Here is a 20,264-nt window from a genome sequence, read left to right as displayed (position 1 = left end):
CCAGAACTACTTTCCGTTTTCTGATTCCGTACAGGCCAGTATATCCCAGGAAAACAAGGCTATTCGCTCGCCGTTATTGAATGCGGACCGGTTCATCCTGTTTATTGTTTCGATCAATGAGGACACTTTGTTTTTATCGCTTTCCTGTATAAATACAGAGGAATTGTACCCGGGCCAAACTGCCGTGTTTAAACGTGGCAGGCTGTAGTTGCTTTTTGCCGTTACCTGTTCCATTACCTGGTAATCAGTAATCTCTTCTTCATCAAGCAAACTGGTGACAGTCTCTAGCATACTTACGTTGCATGTAATGTATATGAATTTCATTTTGATGTTGTTTTTGTTTTTTGTTAAACATGTTCTTTTCTAATCGGGCTTTCGCCTTTCCCCGTTTATTCCAGGCTTTTTTTATTTTCCGCTTGGCGTTGTTTTTTTAATCTTGCCGTAGTGCGGTCTTTGGCCAGTGTGCGGTGATAAAGCGAGGTATACATGGCCGGAACCAGCAGTAACGTAACCAAGGTGGATACTAACAATCCTCCTATGATGGTGATTCCGAGGGGAGCATACATTTCACGTCCCATGCCGTTGCTTACGGCCATAGGCAACATGCCTAGGATGGTTGTCAGTGAAGTCATCAATACGGGGCGCAACCGTGAACGTCCGGCTTCCATTACGGCATCGCGGAGCGGATAATTACGCTTTCGCAACATGTTGGTGTAGTCCACGAGAACGATACCGTTGTTCACCACAATACCTACAAGCATGATCAGCCCGATAAACGTGGTAACGCTCAGCGTTATTCCCGTTACGAAGAACGCCAGAATGACTCCCACCAATGTAAACGGAATGGCAAACAGAATGATGAAAGGGTCTTTCATCGACTCGAATTGGGCTGCCATAACCATATAAACCAATGCAATGCCGAGGAAAAAAATCAAAAAGAGCGAGCCGAACGATGATTTCTGGTCGTTTACCTGTCCTCCGATTTCAACCGATACGTCATCGGGAATTTCCGTATTGTCGATGATCTCTTGTGCAGTCTTGGTAGCTTCACCCAGCGAGACTCCGTTAAGGTCGGCAGTGGTTTTAACATATCGTTGCTGCGATTGACGCTGTATTTCCAACGGTCCCAGGCTTTCCACTATGTCGGCTATGGCGGACAGCGGAATTTGTTGTCCCAACAGGTTGGAGACCTGCATCTCTTTCAGTTTGTTCACTTCATTCCGATGTTCCGGTGCATATTGCACTACGATACCGTAGTCGTTCCCGTCTTCGCTGAAATCACCCGATTCGGCTCCGTAAAGGTTTTGCCTTACCTGCATGCCTACCATAGCGGTGTTGAGGGCCATTTGCGATGCTTTTTCCTTGTCTACGATTACCTGCACTTCCAGTTTCCCCGGATCAACGGTGGTTGCCACATCGGTAAATGCTTTTTCGGCTTGCATCTTTTCCTGAAGGTCCGATGCTACGGCGTTCAATTGGTTAAAATCGTTTCCCGAAACAATAATCTCGATGGGGCGTTTGTTTCCCGTAACCGCAGCAGCCAATGCACTACCGCCCTGCACGCGGCATTTTTCAATTTGAGGAATGCTTTCCACCCTGTCTCTGATGGCTCCGGCTATTTCGGCTGCCGTGCGGTCCCGCTTATCGGGTGGGGTAAGGTGGCAAAGTACCGTACCTACGTTTTTCCCTTCTTTAAATCCTACGGTGGTCAGGGCACCCGTTTTTGTTTGCCCGGCAATGGAAACAGCAGCTTCATTGGCTATTTCGGGGATATCTTCGAGCATGATTTGCAAGATTTGCTGACTGATGCTGTCGGTTTGCCGGGCGCTGGTTCCTACTTCGGTTTCAAAGACAACAGAGACCGTTCCGGCATCGAAGTCGGGAATATAATCGGTGCCTATGTTTTTCCCGACGATCATCGTAAGAACAAAGACGGCAAAGGCAATGACTATGGTCAGGCTTTTGTGGAAAACAACCCAGCCCAACAACAGCTTGTACCCGTTTTCAATTTTAGTGAATACCTTTTCGCTGGCCGCATAAAATTTGGAACGATGTTGTTTTTTACCGTTGCGGGGTGCTTCCTTCAGCAATTTTGAAGAAAGCATCGGGGTGAGTGTCAGAGCGGTAAACAACGAAACAATCAAACAAACCGAAGTGAGTATGGCCAACTGTTTGAACATGATGCCCACAATTCCACCCATAAAAAGCATGGGTAGGAAAACTACTAATGTTGTGGCGGTAGAGGCGGCGATAGCCATTCCCATTTCCAGGGCACCAAAAATGGCTGCCTGTTTGGGCTTTGAACCTTTTTCTATGTGTTGGGTAATGTTTTCCAACACCACAATGGCATTGTCCACCACCATACCGATAGCAATTACCAACGCCATCAACGAAAAGATATTAATGGTGTATCCCATGGCATACATGGCGATAAAGGCACTGATAAGCGACACAGGCATGGTTATGAAAATTATCAGACTCGACTTCCATTCGCGCAGGAACATCAATACCACCAATGTGACAAATACCAGGGCATACCAGATCGAAGAAGTGAGGTTATTGACTGATTGGGTAACTACTTCGTCGGTGCTGATTATTTCATGTACCTGAATATCGGATGGCAGCGTTTTCTGTATTTCTGCCATTTTGGCCCTTACGGCATTCACCACGGCTACCGTGTTGCTTCCGGACTGTTTCTGTATCATCAATGCTACGCCTTCACCGGTACGGTTGCGGGCAAAAGCCTCTTTTTCCATGAAGGTGTCTTCAACTTTTGCCACATCTTTCAGCCGGATTACCTGTCCGTTGAATGCTTTCAGTACGGTGTTCCCGATCTCTTCGACCGTTTCGAATTTTCCCGGCACACGTACCGAGAAATCGTAAACGCCCATGTTGATATTTCCGGCCGGCACACTGATGTTATCTGCCTTGAGCATGGTAGAGATCTGAGTAGCCGACAAACCGTAAGCCGATAACCGTTGTGGATTCACACTCACTTTTATTTCACGTTCGGGTTGTCCGAGGTATACCACGGTCCCGACACCATCCACTTTACGAAGTACTGTGGCAATGTCTTCTTCCACAATATTTTCAATGCCGTTGTAATTAACACCTGCATTTACGGCGTAGGCGAGCACAGGCATCATTGAGGAGTTTATTTTGTAAATGATGGGTTGATGTGCTGCTTGCGGCAATTTTGTTTTCGTCAACTCGATGAGGTCTCGGGCATTGTTTGCTGCGGAAGTTACATCACTGCCCCAACTGTAGCTGAGTTGGATGAACGACACATTCTCCTTTGATGTCGATTTTATTTCGCTGAGATGTTCGGCTGCCGATAATATCGTTTCCAACGGTTTGGTGACCTGTTCTTCCACTTCGTTTGCCGAGGCACCCGGATAAATGGTGATTATGGTGATGGAGGGGAACTCCATTTCGGGCATGATATCTAAAGGAAGCATTTTCAGCGATACCAGCCCTAGCATAATGATGGCTACAAAGAGCATCACCGTAGCCACTGGCCTTTTTACGCCTATTTCAGGTAATTTCATTGTTGTTGCTGTTTTATTTCACTATTTCTATTTTGGCTCCGTCTTCCAGTTTGTTTTTTCCATCGATGACAACAACTGCGCTCTTGTCAAGTTCAGGAATGCGGATAAGTTCATTTTGCGATTCGCCCCGCGTAACTTGGGTTCTGGTAACCGTGTTGTCTGGATTCACAACATATACGAAATCTTCGCCTGTGCCTTGCTGGCGGTGTATCGCGTTGATGGGGACGAATATGCCTTTGGCTGCCGGCATTTCGATGGAAGCGCGGCAAAACATGCCCGGTTTCAATTTGCTCCCGTTGTTGGGGATCACCACTTCCACGGTTGATGTCCGCGTAAGGGGCGACAGTATGGGGGATATATGGGCTATCTTGCCCGAAACGCTTTCGCCGGGATAAGCATCGAAGATAACCTCAACAGTCTGCCCTTGACGGATGGCGTTAAGCTCTTTTTCGTTTATCTCAATTTTTACTTTCAGAGGATTCAATTGCATAAGTGTTGCAATACCGCTCTTTACTTTCAAATCGGGGCTTACTGAAGGCACAAACGAATAATTTTCGCCTTCATTCACCATAATATCGACCAATACCCCGCCGAAAGGGGCGATAATCGAAGTGTTTTTCTTCAACATCTCCACTTTGGTTTGGGAGGCTTCAAACTTGGCTTTTATGTGATCGTAGTCCATTACGCTGACACTGCCCTTTTCTTTCAAACGGCTGATCCTTTCGAAGTCCTTACGAATAGCTTCCAGTTCTATTTGTGCCTGAATGAGCATTTCATCGGACATCTCGGCTATTACGGCACCTTTGGACACAAAACTGCCTTTTGGAAAATTAATTCTCTCCACGCGTCCCGGAATGGCTGACCCCAAATTTACTTCCTTGTTCGCTTCAGCCGTTCCTGTAAAGTTCAACACAGGGGTGTATTCCATTTCCACAACTTCTTTTACAGTAGCCATAACGGCTTTTTTTTCGTTTATTTCCGCGTTGTTGGAACCTGTTTTTTTGCTGCATCCCCCCATCAGCAGTATGGCGAAGCATGTTGCATACAGAATAGTTCTCTTGGTTTGCATAGTCTATATTTTTATCGTTTTTTTCACTCTTTCTATCGGATATCTCTTGCCTAATTGCCGACATACTTGTAAATTTCCCCGGTCGACTTTTCAAGTTCCGACCGTGTTGTTTTTATTTCTATCAATGCGTCGATGTATTCTGACGATGCGTTTTCCCACTGTACTTGAGCTTCCAGCAGTTCGGTCAGACGAGTCCTGCCTTCCAGCAGGTTTTCTTTGGCTATCTTCATGTTTTCCTCGGCTTGCGCTTTCGAAAGTTGCGTAAGCTCTGCTTTTCTGATGGATTCGTTGTACTTGTACCGGTTTTGACGAATTTGTAAATCTATCATTTCACGTGCTTCGTCAAGTTCGAGTTGCACCTTTCGCTTCTTTATATGGGCTGTATTCAGATTGTGCTTCCTTTCTCCCCAGGTGAAAATGGGCATCGAAACGACCACCCCTATGCTCCAGTCGCCACCAAATTCTTTTTTTAACCCGTTATACGGATTAGGATTCATCCATCCGTATCCTCCGGTAAGCAGGATGTCGGGCATGAATTTGGAGCGTTCTATGTTTTTTCCCGATTCCGTGATGGCGAGTTTTTCTTTGAGCATGATTATTTCGGCTCGTTTATCGATTGGATTTTCGGAGGTGATTGTACTGTAAGCGACGGATAAATCCTTATCGATTGCTTTTTCGGACAGCGTTATATCTTCGTCTTCCGTACCGATAATCTGCGCCAAAGCCATTTTGGATAATGCCAATCCATTTTCGGCTTTCATGACTTTGAGCTTGGCTTCGTTTTGACTTACTTGTGCTTTGAGCAGATCGTTACGGGTGATAATACCTTCGGTATACATGTTTTCCAGATCGGCCACCAATTGGTTAAGCAATATCTCGTACGAATTTGCCAGTCTAACCTTTTCCTGCAACGATATCGTGCGCCAATAGGCTTCATCAGTTTTGACGAGCACTTCCGCCTGGGTGAGGACTACATTTTCTTTTGCTATGTTTTCCGCATGCTGGGCGATTTTGTTGGCTTCGGTAATCTTAAATCCTGTAAAAAGCGGCTGGTTCACACTCAGTCGGGTGTAATAACTGTTCTTATTGCCAAACACTAGTTTGTCGGAAGGCAGCAAGGCATAATTTTTAAACACCGGATTTCCCGAAGCATCGAGCAGGGGCTGGCCTGTCTGCGGATTAATGACCAGTGTATTTAATGCGGTCGCCGGATCTTGCAACGATGCCGGATTGAATTCTCCCGTTTGTGGGTCGATGGCGTTGAACGGCACTACAGGCAGGAACAGATCGTTCCCTAAGGGTTTTAATGTTTTGTTGGTTCGCAAGTATCCTCCGTTAAGGCTGATGCTGGGAAGATATTTGGTGGCTGCGGCTTTTTTTGTCAGGCATGCCATTTGAGCGTCCTCCTTTGCCATACGGATTTTCTTATTCTGTTCCAGTGCCATTTTCCGGCATTCTTCCAGCGTCAGCACTTGTTGTGCGGAGATTGGCACGGCCAGGAGTGAAAAAACGGTGAGGAAACAGATAAGCAGTATTTTTTCTGAATTCATTTTTTTCATCTGTTTGTAATTTAATTCAAAAACCGGCTACAAAGGTATTGCTCTGTTGCGTGGCCTTTTGGGAAAAAATTACCCAAGTGTACTTTTTAGGGGATGAAACGTAGTAAGAAGATACCGAAGCGAAGCTTTTTTATTCCGCATTCTCCATATACCAGGCTTTAAATTCATTGCTTCGCGCGCGGCTTACAATTATCCGTTCGGGTGTTGCTACCGAAAGGTTTACCGATAACTTGCCGTTAAACCACAACGATAAGTCGGTGATGGCGCGGTGCGAGACAATGTATTGACGGTTGGCCCGATAGAAAAGTGACGGATTCAACTGGCGGAGAAATTCATCGAGGGAAATATCCATTGAATAAGACTGGCGGTTAAAACATACAATTTTCGCCATCTTGAATTCGGAATACACAAACGCGATATCTTCTGCCGCAAGCGGTATAAGTTTGTCTCTATAAGGAATAAGGAAATTTTTTTTGTAAGGGCTTTTTATTTCACGAATGGATTGTACGATTTGAGAAACAATGTCGGTATTGTTGCTTTTGGGAGAAAAGTGGGCAAGCTTGTCCAACGCCTTTTCAAGGCTTTTCCGGGTGATGGGCTTGAGCAGGTAATCGATGCTGTTTACCTCGAATGCTTTCAGGGCATATTCATCGTAAGCTGTTGTGAAGATAACCGGACAGCGGACGTCGGTTTTTTCGAAAATTGCAAAAGAGTCTCCGTCGGCAAGATGAATGTCCATAAATACGACATCGGGGTGTGTATTCAGCGAGAACCATTCTACACTTTCTTCAACGCTTTGCAGCACGGCAACAATATCGATGTTTCTTCCCGATGCTGCGATAAGCCGCTCGAGGCTACGTGCAGCAACAAATTCGTCTTCTACAATTACAGCTTTCATTGAATTAAAAGTTCAGAGTTAGATCACGGCACTGTTGGTGCGATCATAAGTCCTTATTTCCTGTTTTACCGAGTCGGGGATCTCCCTGTTTTTAATTAAGGGAATCTCCACGGCGAAAACTTTATCGTCGGAATATATTTCTATTTCCTTCCCGAACATCAACCGGTAACGTTCGTTGAGGTTAGCCAATCCCAGACCGGTAGTATTTTTTTCGCCTTGTTTGGGTTGCCGATTATTCTCAACACGTAAAGTATTGTTTTCCGTTGCTTCAATAAGAATGCATAGCGGATCCTTTCGGCTTATCACGTTGTGCTTTATTGCATTTTCTATCAATATCTGTAACCCGAAGGGGAGAATATAACACTCTTGGTAAAGTCCTGCGTGTTGTATGTGAACATTCAACCCGTCGTTGTAACGGATTTTCATCAGGTAAATATACGATTCCACAAACTGTAGCTCTTCCGAAACTTTTATCACGGAACGGTCTTGCATGGTATAACGGAACACGGCAGACAGTTGTTCTACATATTCGCGCGCACGCTCATCGTCATACCCGATAAGCCCGTTCAACGTGTTCAGTGAGTTGAAGAGGAAATGGGGGTCGGTTTGGTTTTTAAGGGCGTTGTACCGGTTCTGCAGATTTTCAATAACGAGGTTCTGATTCTCAGTCATGTTCTTCTGATTTTCATTGATCAGGTAAATCAGAGCCGTGAACAAAAAAGATATGATAAGCACCGTTAAATCTTTTACATAATGGATGGTGGAATAGGCTTTGGGCGATACCTCCTCCCGAAACCACCACCACTGCATCCGGGAAAAAAAAGGACTCAAAATAGCGATTATGACAAGCAATCCTATCAGAATAAGCCAAATTTTGTACCGGCTGGCCGGAAAATGTGTTATCGCCCAAAATTGAAGCCGGAAAAGGAAATAGAGCAGAAGTGTGTTGAAAAGGAGCGTTGCGATCGACTTGACAGAAATCAAGTCGGCGGCTTTAATCCCCATTGTTTTGTCTAACGATATCGCATATATGGACGAAGAAAGCATGACGAATGCCAGGATAAAACTGATAACGATTGCAGCTGTCAACGCTGTTTTCTTGTTGTAGTTGAGGAAGAAAGGTTGTCTTTTCCGAAGTTTCATACGTCTTCTTGTTTGTAACTTCAAATGTAAGTAAAAAATGGTGCGTATGCAATTTAAAAATTTTCGCACCATTTTTTACCGGTATGGATTCTTGCGGAGTTTAGAAACGATATCCCACGCCTACACATACGGCCTGTGTACGCATTTTGGCTACATCCTTCAATGCATCCAATTGGTTCAAAAATCCGAATTGGTACCCGGCGTTCAACTGAATTCCATTGTCCAATTCATAACCCAATATTGCTCCCAGGCCAACATCCCAGCGGTTCATTGGAGTTTTACCGGCCACCTCGTCGTACAGATTCACATCAGCATCTTTGTAGCGGGCATCAAACCCGAGGCTTACGAATGGCCCTACACCTCCGTAAAACCTGCCGTTGTCCGTGGAAGTCTGTCCCAAAGCATATACCGGGATTTGCATTCCCCACTGTTTGAAGGTGTCTTCAGCGGGACCGGTCTCCATTTTCGAATTCCTGTAAAAAAACATCACTTCCGGCTGAATGGCAAAGTTAGGATGCAAGTCCACTTTCATAAAGCCTCCCAAATTAGGCCCCACTTTCATTGTGCTTTTTTGAACGTCTAAATCCTTCAAAAGAAAATTAGACATGTTCATTTCGCCTTTTACCCCATAAGAAACGGAGGTTTGAGCGTTCACATTCAATAAACCTGCAGCCATTAGAAATGACAAGCATGCTAAAATTGTTTTTTTCATTTTTCTGTTGTTTTAAATTGTTTATAAACTATCTCGCTTGCAAAGGTAGCGTACAACAAAGATGACTGCCCCGAAAAAGATACTCAACCGTCTATTTTAGGTGCTGAACAGTAGAAGGAAGAACCCGAAAGAATATTTGTTACCGGCGGATGGCCGGCTTATGACGTCAATAAAAAAACGCGACATCGATGAGCCGCGCTTTTTAACGTTTAAACTTACACTCTGTTGCACCGTTCGAAAAAACCGATCGCTTCCAGTTCTTTCCGGATGACTGCTTCTTCCTCGTCTGCTATGTTTTGAAAAGGGGTGCGGTTGATACCCAGGTCGAGTCCGATCAGTTTCATGATACGCTTTCCGGCAACGATGTTTCCCCGGTAACGGGCAATGACGTTGATCACCTCCTGTGCAAAGTTTTGGTGGGCGACCGCTTCATACAGCTTGCCGTTGTTGTAGGCATCAATCACACCCACCAGCGAACGGCCGATGTAGCTGCCGGTTCCGCTGATACCGCCTTGTGCACCGCCCATTACCAACGCCGAGAGGATGGTTTCGTCCTGGCCGTGCAGCATATCGAACTTCCCGTTTTTGTATAACATGCATTGGTTATACTCGTACAGGCTCTCGTAGGTATACTTGATACCCGCCAGGTTGGGAATGCGTCCGTCTGCTGCTTTCAGAAAAGGCAGCATGGGTAGGAAGACGCCGTTCAGTGCCGGGATATGATAAAAGTAGAAGGGCAGCTCTGGTGCACCGCAGGCGATTTCTTCGCAGTACTTCACCAGCTCTTCCACCCGTCCCGCCTTGGGAAAAGGAGAAGCCATCGCTCCGATACCGAAAGCGCCGGATTCCTGCGCGTGCAGTGCCATGCGGTGGCTGTCCTTTATGCAGGTGGCCCCAACATGGACGATTACTTTGAATCCTTCCGGGGCGACTGCGATCCACTTCTCCGTCAGCTTCATACGCTCCTCTACCGTCAGCATATAGCCCTCACCCGAGGAACCGTTGATAAATACGCCGATCAGTCCGTTTTTTTGCAGCATGGCGGCATAATCTGCTATGGGGCCGAGATCTACTTCGCCTTTTTTGTCAAAGGGTGTGAAAGGCGCCACAATTAACCCTTTAATTTTTTTAAATTTTTTCATATTGTTGATTTTTAGGATGTTTTATTGTTAGATGACAGTTGTCAAATCGCTTCGCTTTTATTCTTCAATTCTTCTTGCGGATAGGTGAGGTCTTGCCGGGGTTTCAGAAACGCCAGCATCAGAACGACCGCTGCCAGTACGACGATGGCCAACTTGCTGAAATCGGTTCCCAAGCTTCCGGCATCGGTGGAACTACCGAGCATCAGCGTGACGGCGTATCCGGCAAAAACTCCCATCATGTTCATGATACCGTACGCTGTGGCGCGGTATTTTTGCGGAATAATCTGGCAAAGTATCGGCATGTTGTTTGTGTCGAACATTCCGAAACCGATGCCGAAGAGCATGGCTGCGCCGATCAATCCTGTGTGGGAATGTCCGAAACCCAACAATACGAGCGAAGGGATAGTCAGGGCTAAACCGATAGTGCTCGTGTAAATACGTCCCCGGATGTTTTTCTGCACCCATCGGTCGGAGAGCGGCCCTCCGATGAGTACGCCGATAAACGAGGCTATAGCGATGGAAATGGTGGCCATGGGCCCGGCTTTTGCCATTTCAATTCCCAGATTCTCGGAAAACAGTGTCGGCAGCCAGTTTTTGGTTGCCCAACCGGGAAAACTCGGAGCCATAAAGTAGAAAAGCATGACCCAGAAAGAAACTGTACCCAGAATAATGCCGAATGACCGGAAAACAGATTCCTTTTTGATTAGCGTTCCTTGCGGGTCGGCTTTCAATCCGGCTGTTGTAGTACCCGCGTGGCCCTCCTTGTCGTGCAGCAGGAAAATAAGCAGCACGGCGTATATAATTCCGACAATTCCGAACCAGTGAAAAACGGTATTCCACGAATAATTGGCAGCAATGGTCGCTCCAAACCCACCCAGCGCCTGGCCGGTATAAAGTCCCGACATGTGGATTCCGATAGCTAGCGACCGGGTTCTCGATGTGTGAAAATCGGCAATCATAGCCAATCCCGTGGGCAGGTAAAGCGCTTCGCTGACACCCATCAGCGCACGCAGCCAGTACACCTGCTGGAAAGTTTGCGCATATCCTAACCCGTACGTTACGGCAGACCACACAAACAGGCTTCCTACAATCAGCCACTTGCGGTTGATGCGGTCGGCGATTATTCCCGCTACAGGACTCATTAAACCGTAAATGAGCAGGAAAACACCCATTACCCGTCCGAAATTCTCGGCGATGGCCAGTTCTTTAATGTCCAATTGCATGGACGATTGCATGGTGGAGAGCATCTGTCGGTCGAGGTAGTTCAGTAACGCTACAAACCACAGCAATCCGACGAGTATCCACGGATAGACTTTGTTATTTTTCATACTTTATCTCTCCTTTTATGGTTACCGGTGTACGAACGCCGGGTTTCAATTCACCCTGTACGGCATAGAACGTTTTTCCGCTGAAAGCGAGTGTTGCACCCGCGCGGGCAGTGTAGGGCGTAACCTCAATGGTTTCCCATTCGCCGGTAAACGTGTCAAATATACGACATTCGGGATTAAATTTGTAATATTCGATGGGTTGTGTCATGTAATTTTTCGAAAACTCCAGATTCAAACGGGATTTTTCTTCTGCCGAAATGGTGGTGTCGTTTCCGATGTTGTATTGCGTGGTAACAGCATCGAGAAAAATAGCGTGGTTTACACCGCCAAAACAAAGGATGTACCGGTTGTCCACTGGCATTGCCGTTGCACCGGTCAACGAAAAAGGCTCTCCGGTTTTTTCATCGACTTGGCAACCGGCTGTCTCCCATTTCTCGGTGGTGACGTCGTAACGAAGCACATCGGTGGCCATAGCCGGTTTGTTTTCGGAATCTCCTCCGAAGAAACCTCCGAACAAATACACGAATACCCGGTTTTTCTGCTCTACGGCTGCCAGCACAGGCTGAACTCGGGGCAGTCCGGGAAAATCGGGCAGAGCCGTCCAGCCCGAATCAGCTTTTGTATTGATGCAATAAAAAGTGTTTGCCGGCTTCCCGTTCTCGTTCCCTCCTCCAATAAAGACCATATCTCCCACGGTGCACCCTGCAAAGTTATCCATGGCAGCAGGCAGTTCCGGAAACGGCTCCAGTTCTACTGCGCCGGTTTCAGGCATGGTGATTCGATAAACGCTCTTCAGCGATTGGGAAGTGGTGTTCCCGCCTATCCACAACGCACCGTCTGAAATGGGGACAGATACACCGTAAGCCGATGAATCGGGCAAGTGTCCGATAAGTTTCCACTCATTTCCCGTTGAGTCGTACAGCATGATCTCGTTGTAAAAAGTTTTCGAACCACCCTCAAATCCGAGTTTTCCGGGAAAGTTGGCGCCTCCAGCCACGATGAGTTTTTGGTCGATAAGTGCCGCATAGGAAGCCGAAACACCTTTGGCGAGATCTCCGTACAATCCGTTAACGGGTAATTGGGTCAGTTTAAGTTTCATTTGTTTGCTGTTATTATTGTCGCCACACGAAATTAAGCATGCGACAAGAAAAACCGACAGTATTCGTGTTCTGTTTGTTCTAAAAAAAATGCTTTCTTTCATGTGTTAATTCTATTTTTTCCTGTCCGGACTATATACCAGTTCCTCCACCGCATCTTTTCCGTCCGGAGTCACAAAGACAAACGTGAACATCCATTTCTGTAAACGCACCCCGGACGAACTGAACGTTCCAACGGGAAGTTTTAGCAAAACGCTGTTCCATCCCTTGTTCAGTTCTACCGGAATGGGTGGGCGGGCCTGGAAATTTTCGTTTTTCAGCGTTATTTCGTTTGTTCTGCCGGTATGGGTATTTTCCCAAACGGGTGGCATGATCTCATTGTTATTCACGTAAATACGACTTTCCCGGTAATCCCACTTCCCCCGTGGCGGTGGCAGGTCGGACTCGGAGCGGCTGTAATCCTGAGTGGAAGTCCATAGCCCGACCGTTTGCGCTTTGGGCGACCAAACCCACGTATAAGCATATGCCGTGTGGTTTTCTTGCGGGTTTTTATAGAAAGCAGGTACGGTTTTTCCCCACACGTGGCGCAGGTAAATTCCCGCCCCGGTGGCATTGTGCGAACCGTATCCGATTCCGTTGTATTCATAGGTGTCGTCAATTCCGGTCTCGGGCGGAAACGATTTCAACAGATCGCCATCATTCGGGAAAGCGTCGGTAATCCGCCACTTTACGTTGGTTTGTTTTACGTAGGCAAATGGCTCATCGGTGAATGTGTGTTTTTTGTGCCAGAGCATCCGCTTCTCGAAATCGACAAAACCGTTGAAAACTGCGTCGTTCTCGTCGGTTGGCAGGATAGTCCCGTTTTTGTCGAAATACTCACTCCCGCCACCGCACCAGGTCCGCTCGGCAAAGGCAAGCATTAAGGGGTAGAAGTTGTTTTGCAGTACTATTTGTTCATCGTTGGGTAAAAGACGGTCGTTCCAGACAGCGACAATCCCGCCGGCGATGTCGTCGGATCCCTTTTCTGCATCGGCGATGCGGCTATTGTATAGTGCTACGATGTCGCCGAACGCATCGAAGTGGTTGATGTAGTGGAACCGGGAGTCGATCGCGGGAATACCCGGTTGCGCTTTGCCGCGGTAACTCCAGAGCTGTGTGGCATCAATCTCCCCGGACCTGTATGCCCATCCGGGGTTCCAGGAGATCACCTTTTTGCCAAGCCCCCGGACGTGTGCCACCATTTCCGGGACAAAGGAGGGGTTGGTGAACTGCACTTCATCGGTTCCGATATGGATCCAGGGTGCATCGGGAAACACTTCGGTACAGATTTCCTCCATCAATCGCTTCAGTACTTTCATTCCCTCAGGCGATTGCATGTCGTGTCCGATGGCCCGCACAAAGGCAGCGCTGTGACCGGGCATATCGATCTCCGGAATCAGCAGCATGTTGTGTTGGCGACAATATTCGGCAATTTCGTGTGCCTGGGCTACGGTATAATATTGTGCGTGATGGCGCTCGTAATGGACAGGATCGTTAAGTTGCGGAAAAACGTTGCTCTCCAGCCGCCATCCCTGGTTTTCGGTCAGGTGCCAGTGGAAAACGTTGATCTTGAACTTTGACAACAAACGGATATGTTTTTTGATTTCATCAACCGATATGTAGCTGCGCCCCACATCGTGCATAAATCCCCGGATACGGAAAGCGGGCCAGTCGGTAATTTCGAGAGCAGGAACCGAGTTCCCATCGGATGATTCCACTATTTGCGCCAGCGTTTGCCACGCCCAATAGATACCTTTTTCGGTAGTGGCTTCGATCAGGATGCTGTCGGGCGTAATTCTGAGGCGATAGGCTTCATCGGGATTGATAGTTGCTTCGGGGATACTATCCACAAGTACTGCATACAAGCAGTCTTCATCTACCTTGCCATTGAAAAGCAGGTGGTTTTCTTTCCTGTTGAAATTTATCTGTTGCGGTTTAGGCACTATTACGGGTGTACAATCTCCCTTTACGGGAGAACAGGAGAGAAACAGCAAAGAAAGCAGTAGCAGAAAAGGGTTGGATCCGACTATCTGTTTATTGGTATTTGATGTTGCCCAAAAGGTTATGGGTTTGCGGCGACGCGGAGGCGTGTGCAAATCAGTCAACTGTACGTTATTCATAAGCTGGGTCTTGTCGATTCTATCCACCGGGTGGGGAAGGATATTAATTAAGAACCCAAAGATAGCGATAAATAATTACCTCTATCCTTGGGTTCAACTAAATTTATGATATATTCAGTATCAGGGTATTTGCTTATCCTTTTTTTGATTTTAGCCAATACCTTTCGATATCTTCCAGTGATTTGCCGGCTGTTTCCGGCATCAATTTCCACACAATTAACATGTAGGGAAGACACATAAAGGCGAAGAGAAAGAAAGTGCCGGCAGGTGTAAGCGTGTCGAGCATCCAAGGTGTAAGCTGCCCGATGAGGTAGGTCCCTACCCAAAGCGACAATCCTGCGATAGACATAGCCGTGCCACGGATTTGGGTGGGGTACATCTCCGAAAGGAATACGAAGATAACGGCACTGATAGATCCGGCAGTAAAAAAAATGTAGAGCAAAAAGCAAACCAGCAAGAAGATGCTCGACAGTCCTAACGATTTGCCCATCATAAAGTAAAAACCAATCAGGAGAAGTGATATGACCATGCCGGAAACTCCAACATATACCAGTTTTTTACGTCCAATCTTGTCGATGATCAGGAGTGCCAGTACACTTGTTCCCATATTTACCATGCCGATAAGTGATTGATAGAAAAGGGAGTCTCCGCTAGAGAGGCCACTGGTTTCAAAGATGGAAGGCCCGTAATACAATACAGCATTCACACCCATAAATTGGCCCAGCATAGCAATGGCAACACCGATGATTACTGCACGGAAGATACCCGGAGTGAGCAATATTTTCCAGTCTGACTTTCTTTCTGATTGCAACATCGATTTCGTTTCGTTGATCTGATGTGCGATCACCGAAGTGTTGTTGTAAATCTTGGAAAAAATAGAAACGGCTTTGCTTTCCTGGCCTTTTACAAGCAACCACCTGGGGCTTTCCGGGATTAGAAAGATGATCAAGAAGAACATCAATGCGGGTAATGTTTCAGCACCAAGCATACCCCGCCAGACTTCAGTGCCAAATATCTTCTGTAATAGCGCATTGTGGGATGAGAAATCTACCGACAAATCGAGTAAGAAGTAGTTCATCAGGTAAGCTCCGAGAAAACCTACGGTTACAGCAAGCTGGTATAGCGATACCATGCGTCCCCGGTGTGATGCCGGTGAAACTTCCGAAATATACAATGGACAGACGATAGATACTATCCCGATGCCTACCCCGCCAATAATGCGATAAAGCACCAACTGGTCGAGGTTGGATGAAATGGCACAGCCCACAGCAGATAGCGTGAAGAGGATGGCAGAGAGGATCATGGTCCTTTTTCGGCCAAAGCCGTCACTCAACGTGCCGGCAAAGAGTACACCTATGATTGAACCTACCAAAGCACATCCTACGTACCAGCCGCTTTGTAGCGATGTGAGTGAAAATTGGGTTGAAACCTGCGAAACAGTACCGGAAATTACCGCGGTATCGTACCCGAACAGAAAACCGCCTAGAGCTGCTACGACCGATAGGAAGGTGACATAGCCTATGTTGTTAACGTTGCTCATGCTGCTTATAAGTTGAAGTATTCTTTGTATCTGTTGTAAAGGTTCCCTGCCTGAGCATAAGCCGATTGTGGGCTCATAAAGTGAGAAAACTCAAAAGTGATGGCTTTGTCGTACCCGCAACGTTGTGCGGCTTCTAGTTTCATGCGCAGCTTGTCAAATTTGATGGGTAAGAACTTGATGGGCATATCGCGGTCGAATGACTCTGCGTTTGTCCAGCATTTCATGCCATACTTGTCGGCCAGCTTTTTGTTCACGGTAAAGAATGCATCCAGCTCATCGTAGTCGATATGTCCATCTTGAAAAGCCACTGCATCTACCACTTCGTGGATACCCGCAAAAATTTCATCCCACTCTTTTTCGTGTTGCTGAACGGATACGGCTGCTTCCTTAGAGAGGGTTGTACCGCTCGCCGCTACCGCTTTCTTGCCGTCGATCCAAGGTGAAATAAATGTGGGTAGACCACCGGACACATCTTTACATTGTTTTCCCATCGCATAGAAGGCGCCGATAGCACCTTTGGTAGCACGGCTGATTTCGCCACTTACGTACCAGCCTCCAAAGCTTTTGTATTTTTCGCCGTAGTTTTTCCACACCTCATCGATTACGTATTTGTTGTCTTCAATCTCGTGCGTCATATCCCCTGTGGCCCAGTAATGACCTGAGTCATAGAGCCCAAAGTAGAATTTCATGCCGTGTTTTTCTGCCAATCTCAAGTACATGTCCAGCAAGTCGACAGAAGGCATAAAGCACCCTTTGCCCAAGAGATATTGTGAAGGATAGGTGATAAATTTTTTGTAACCCGAACGAATCATGATGACGGTATCGATACCGATTGCTTTCATATATTGGAAGTCAAGGTCCCATTCGGCTTCGCCCCAATTTTGATGCGGGATGTCGTGCGAAATTTCGTCCAAAAATGTGCCGGTAATCCTTAAGCCGTTATTTTTAGGAACAATTAATTTACTGTGTAGGCTCGTGTCTTTTTCTATGTAGATAGACTTGCCTTTTTGTACAGTATTATTTTGTGCCCCCATCGAAATAGCGGGCATTGCTGCCATGGAAGCGCTTGCTAACGCTGCTTTCTTGAGAAAATCGCGGCGGTTATTTTTTTGTAAATTCATATTACTTAATTTTTATAATGTCCTTTTATGTCGATTTCTTTTTCAAACGGGTTCAAAATTTGGTCAATCAGCACGGCAGCTTCGGCACGTGTAAGTTGCTTGTTCGCATCAACATCAGCAAAACCAAAAGTAGTGAATATTTCTTTTGATTTGTCTGTTAAATCCGTTTCTTTTTGATTGATTTTTTTTATTAAATCAAGTAGATTATTCAACGTGAGAGGCGTGTCGCTGCCCGGGAAATCCACAGAGGGATACACATCTTTCAATCCGCTAAGTTCCGAGTACAAAACCGGGTCGTTTACCCTGAACCACGTTTGGTTTGCCCATCCTTCGTTTTTGCCGGTGCCTTGTAAGATTCCGGTGGCGCCTATTCGCTGCAAGGGCAGGAAAAGCGGATTTTCTTTTTCCACATCCAAATAGGGCAACAAATAATTGCCTTGCGAGAGAAGGGTTTTCTGGATTTCGCGCACGGAAACGTTTTCGAGGTCGGTTTTATTTTTTACTGCCAACGCTGCCAATACGCCTGCCGCCTGCCCGATTTGCAATACAACCGGTTGCAAACGCGTGGTGCCGTTAATGATGTTGGAAACGGAAATTGATTTTTCGGCAACGATTAATCCTTTCACATCCTGAGGAATTATCACGCCTAACGGCAATCCATACGACGGAACGGGATGGAAATACAGGTGTGGCAGGCTTTCCCATTCGGGGTATTTTCCGTGATGATGATCCACCGGATAATCGCCCACGGCGATGCACGTGCGGTATAGCTTTTCGGGCTGCGTGTAAGGCTGCATAATGTGATTGAGCGTGAAACGCACCAAACCGTGTATACGTAGTGATTCGCGATGATAGGGAATGAACGGCAGTTTATCTTCGGTTGGAAATTCATCATCCGCCAAACCAAGCGTGTTCATGCCCAATTCTTTTTGAATGAAATAAACGAAACAAAGCGTGTGGTTTTTTGCTTTTTTCAACGCCTCTTTGCGTTCCGCATCCGTTTTGCCGATTAAGTTCAGGAAAAAATCGTTGCCTTCGATGGGCCAGTTTATCATATATTTCCTATTCGGCAATTCGCCATACGCAATCATTTTATCTTTCGACCACAATACGTTCAGCGGATTGGGGTGTGTGCACAGCGGATTTTCACACGAGCAGGCGAACTCGTTGGGGTCGTAGCCTTCGGGTTGGGCGATGGTTACGTCTTTGCCGTAATCTTTGAGAATGGCTACGTATGTGAGGTCTTGAATGACATCGTTGGCTTTTTCGGGCGCGACATCTTCCTGCGTTATTTCGCGGCTTTCCATCCCAACATCATATTTCACGCCACATTGAAGCGCCACATCGCCCAGTTCGGTCGCGTCAATGACAATTTTGGGATGAAGTGTAAGTGTTTTTTCAGGCGTTTCAACCGTCACTATCCATTTATCGTTCTCTTTCTTTATGGATATGAGCTTGCTTTTGAAGTGAATATTCAGATTTTTTTCCTTTGCGGCAATACGCTGTAAAATTTTATTCCCCACGGAAGGTTCGAACAGAACGTTGCTTACCCAACCTGTATTCACCGCTTCCGCACCGCCGTAATAATTTGTGAGCGAATCCTTAAATTCGCCCCAAAAGCCGCTCGGAAGTCGATAATTCCCATCCACTGCGCTTACGCCGGCGCTTGTGAGCATTCCGCCCAACCATTCCGATTCTTCGATAATCATGGTTTGTACGCCCATGCGTGCCGAATATATGCCGGCGCTCACGCCGCTTGTTCCGCCGCCGATAATGAGTACGTCGGGCGACGATGGATTGTTTTTTGTACAGCTTTGAGTGATGAAAGCTGTAAGAAGGATACTAAAAATAATTCCTGTTTTTATTGACATTTTTGACATATTTTTTGTTGCTATTGAATGCTTATCGGTTTTTGATTTTATGCAGTGCCTTTTGCAATTCATCCGCAAAACGGATAAATCCCAAATCGGTCAGATGAATGCCGTCAACGGTGGTTTCCTCATCTTTGCCAATCAGGTTTTCAGCCGAAAGATAATAAAGGTTTTTATATCCTTCTTCTTGCAGCTTTTGGTATTCCTGGCACAACGCTTTGTTTTTATCCGTAACGGTTTTGTACATTTTTACATCGAACGCGGAATGCGGAAAAAGAATGGATTCGACAAACAGAATAGGAATTTGCGGATTATGTGTGCGCAGCTTCTTTACAAATGTCGCCGTTTTATCGCGGACTTGTTCGAGGGTTACGTTCGGGATAAAATCGAGGATGAAAAGTCCGGCATCGGTGCGACGACCCATCAGTTCCGCGATTTCGTAATCCAATTGTCCGTTTCCGCTGAATCCGAGATTGATAACTTCTCGGTTTAATCGGCGTTCAAGAATATTGGTGTACGACATTCCTGCGCGCGTAGCGCAACCACCCTGCGTAATGCTTGTGCCGTAACATACGATGGGATTTTTTGTGGATGGATAAGGCAAATTGGGTACATCGATAAACGCGGTGGAATCAATGCCGATGGATATATCGGTTACTCTGTCGTAAAGCGGGAGATAAAGCAGGTATTCCCGCTCTTTGGGAAGCATATTGGAAATGATGACCTGTTCGTTGTTTTTTGCCACCGGACGCGCGGTATTGACAAATTGCCACGATTTCCCGTTCCATGCATACAAATCCAACCCTTTTATTCCGGTGGCGGTCATATGGTTCATATTTACGTCTCCAAGGAGATCCCATTTGGCGGAAATTTGCGTGGAGTTGCTACGAAAACGCAACGCAAGTCCCGATGTATTTTTACCGAGTTGCCACAATTGAGGGCGACAAATGGTTTTTAAGTAAGCAGGAAGGCGTTCGTAGTGTGTTTCGGTGGTGTCGGTAATTTTTCCGAGAAGAGGAAATTTTAAAGCATTGTAATATTGTGTTTGAGTATAACCGGAAACGGCTAACATTATGC

At 46.5% G+C, this 20,264-nt stretch carries 15 protein-coding genes; all 15 read right to left on the bottom strand.

Annotated features, from left to right (window positions below; translation table 11 throughout):
- Positions 1-6: 6 nt before the first annotated feature.
- The 15 genes from KCV26_02475 to KCV26_02405 all read right to left on the bottom strand — a co-directional run bounded on the left by KCV26_02475 (position 7) and on the right by KCV26_02405 (position 20,259).
- Positions 7-324 carry a hypothetical protein gene (locus KCV26_02475; protein ID WZX37274.1) on the bottom strand — a complete coding sequence of 106 codons (318 nt, stop codon included), beginning with the start codon at positions 322-324 and terminating at the stop codon, positions 7-9.
- A 65-nt stretch (positions 325-389) separates the two neighbouring features.
- Complete coding sequence (locus KCV26_02470; GenBank protein ID WZX37273.1) at positions 390-3,548, bottom strand: efflux RND transporter permease subunit; 3,159 nt, start codon at positions 3,546-3,548, stop codon at positions 390-392.
- Between the two features lie 13 nt (positions 3,549-3,561).
- Positions 3,562-4,617 (bottom strand): efflux RND transporter periplasmic adaptor subunit, encoded by a 1,056-nt coding sequence (locus KCV26_02465; GenBank protein WZX37272.1) that lies wholly within the window; start codon positions 4,615-4,617, stop codon positions 3,562-3,564.
- Between the two features lie 50 nt (positions 4,618-4,667).
- Positions 4,668-6,176 carry a TolC family protein gene (locus tag KCV26_02460; protein WZX37271.1) on the bottom strand — a complete coding sequence of 503 codons (1,509 nt, stop codon included), beginning with the start codon at positions 6,174-6,176 and terminating at the stop codon, positions 4,668-4,670.
- Between the two features lie 130 nt (positions 6,177-6,306).
- On the bottom strand, positions 6,307-7,074 hold the full coding sequence (locus KCV26_02455) for a response regulator transcription factor (protein WZX37270.1): 768 nt from the start codon (positions 7,072-7,074) through the stop codon (positions 6,307-6,309).
- 18 nt (positions 7,075-7,092) lie between these two features.
- On the bottom strand, positions 7,093-8,289 hold the full coding sequence (locus tag KCV26_02450; GenBank protein ID WZX37269.1) for a histidine kinase: 1,197 nt from the start codon (positions 8,287-8,289) through the stop codon (positions 7,093-7,095).
- A gap of 28 nt (positions 8,290-8,317) precedes the next feature.
- Positions 8,318-8,929, bottom strand: coding sequence for a PorT family protein (locus KCV26_02445; protein WZX37268.1), 612 nt, complete (start codon positions 8,927-8,929; stop codon positions 8,318-8,320).
- 215 nt (positions 8,930-9,144) lie between these two features.
- Positions 9,145-10,071, bottom strand: coding sequence for a dihydrodipicolinate synthase family protein (locus tag KCV26_02440; GenBank protein ID WZX37267.1), 927 nt, complete (start codon positions 10,069-10,071; stop codon positions 9,145-9,147).
- Positions 10,072-10,112: 41 nt separating this feature from the next.
- Complete coding sequence (locus KCV26_02435; GenBank protein ID WZX37266.1) at positions 10,113-11,399, bottom strand: MFS transporter; 1,287 nt, start codon at positions 11,397-11,399, stop codon at positions 10,113-10,115.
- Positions 11,389-12,498 carry a cyclically-permuted mutarotase family protein gene (locus tag KCV26_02430; GenBank protein WZX37265.1) on the bottom strand — a complete coding sequence of 370 codons (1,110 nt, stop codon included), beginning with the start codon at positions 12,496-12,498 and terminating at the stop codon, positions 11,389-11,391. Before KCV26_02430 ends, KCV26_02435 begins: the two co-directional genes overlap by 11 nt.
- 111 nt (positions 12,499-12,609) lie before the next feature.
- On the bottom strand, positions 12,610-14,655 hold the full coding sequence (locus KCV26_02425) for a family 20 glycosylhydrolase (protein ID WZX37264.1): 2,046 nt from the start codon (positions 14,653-14,655) through the stop codon (positions 12,610-12,612).
- A gap of 133 nt (positions 14,656-14,788) precedes the next feature.
- The gene (locus tag KCV26_02420; GenBank protein ID WZX37263.1) at positions 14,789-16,195 is read right to left on the bottom strand and encodes a sugar porter family MFS transporter; all 1,407 of its coding nucleotides are present in this window, start codon (positions 16,193-16,195) and stop codon (positions 14,789-14,791) included.
- 5 nt (positions 16,196-16,200) lie between these two features.
- Positions 16,201-17,316 carry a DUF4434 domain-containing protein gene (locus KCV26_02415; GenBank protein ID WZX37262.1) on the bottom strand — a complete coding sequence of 372 codons (1,116 nt, stop codon included), beginning with the start codon at positions 17,314-17,316 and terminating at the stop codon, positions 16,201-16,203.
- A gap of 5 nt (positions 17,317-17,321) precedes the next feature.
- Positions 17,322-19,187 carry an FAD-dependent oxidoreductase gene (locus tag KCV26_02410; GenBank protein ID WZX37261.1) on the bottom strand — a complete coding sequence of 622 codons (1,866 nt, stop codon included), beginning with the start codon at positions 19,185-19,187 and terminating at the stop codon, positions 17,322-17,324.
- A 31-nt stretch (positions 19,188-19,218) separates the two neighbouring features.
- A complete protein-coding gene (locus tag KCV26_02405) occupies positions 19,219-20,259 on the bottom strand; it encodes an SGNH/GDSL hydrolase family protein (GenBank protein ID WZX38301.1) in 1,041 nt (346 codons plus the stop codon).
- Positions 20,260-20,264 lie beyond the last annotated feature (5 nt).

Source organism: Petrimonas sulfuriphila (assembly GCA_038561985.1).
Taxonomy (GTDB): domain Bacteria; phylum Bacteroidota; class Bacteroidia; order Bacteroidales; family Dysgonomonadaceae; genus Petrimonas; species Petrimonas sulfuriphila.
This window is presented reverse-complemented; position numbering and strand designations above follow the sequence as displayed.

Excerpts from the sequence above, each read along its gene's own strand:
- KCV26_02475 (WZX37274.1), bottom strand. The coding sequence starts at position 324 with ATGAAATTCATATACATTACATGCAACGTAAGTATGCTAGAGACTGTC.
- KCV26_02470 (WZX37273.1), bottom strand. The coding sequence starts at position 3,548 with ATGAAATTACCTGAAATAGGCGTAAAAAGGCCAGTGGCTACGGTGATG.
- KCV26_02465 (WZX37272.1), bottom strand. The coding sequence starts at position 4,617 with ATGCAAACCAAGAGAACTATTCTGTATGCAACATGCTTCGCCATACTG.
- KCV26_02460 (WZX37271.1), bottom strand. The coding sequence starts at position 6,176 with ATGAAAAAAATGAATTCAGAAAAAATACTGCTTATCTGTTTCCTCACC.
- KCV26_02455 (WZX37270.1), bottom strand. The coding sequence starts at position 7,074 with ATGAAAGCTGTAATTGTAGAAGACGAATTTGTTGCTGCACGTAGCCTC.
- KCV26_02450 (WZX37269.1), bottom strand. The coding sequence starts at position 8,289 with ATGGTGCGAAAATTTTTAAATTGCATACGCACCATTTTTTACTTACAT.
- KCV26_02445 (WZX37268.1), bottom strand. The coding sequence starts at position 8,929 with ATGAAAAAAACAATTTTAGCATGCTTGTCATTTCTAATGGCTGCAGGT.
- KCV26_02440 (WZX37267.1), bottom strand. The coding sequence starts at position 10,071 with ATGAAAAAATTTAAAAAAATTAAAGGGTTAATTGTGGCGCCTTTCACA.
- KCV26_02435 (WZX37266.1), bottom strand. The coding sequence starts at position 11,399 with ATGAAAAATAACAAAGTCTATCCGTGGATACTCGTCGGATTGCTGTGG.
- KCV26_02430 (WZX37265.1), bottom strand. The coding sequence starts at position 12,498 with ATGAAACTTAAACTGACCCAATTACCCGTTAACGGATTGTACGGAGAT.
- KCV26_02425 (WZX37264.1), bottom strand. The coding sequence starts at position 14,655 with ATGAATAACGTACAGTTGACTGATTTGCACACGCCTCCGCGTCGCCGC.
- KCV26_02420 (WZX37263.1), bottom strand. The coding sequence starts at position 16,195 with ATGAGCAACGTTAACAACATAGGCTATGTCACCTTCCTATCGGTCGTA.
- KCV26_02415 (WZX37262.1), bottom strand. The coding sequence starts at position 17,316 with ATGAATTTACAAAAAAATAACCGCCGCGATTTTCTCAAGAAAGCAGCG.
- KCV26_02410 (WZX37261.1), bottom strand. The coding sequence starts at position 19,187 with ATGTCAATAAAAACAGGAATTATTTTTAGTATCCTTCTTACAGCTTTC.
- KCV26_02405 (WZX38301.1), bottom strand. The coding sequence starts at position 20,259 with ATGTTAGCCGTTTCCGGTTATACTCAAACACAATATTACAATGCTTTA.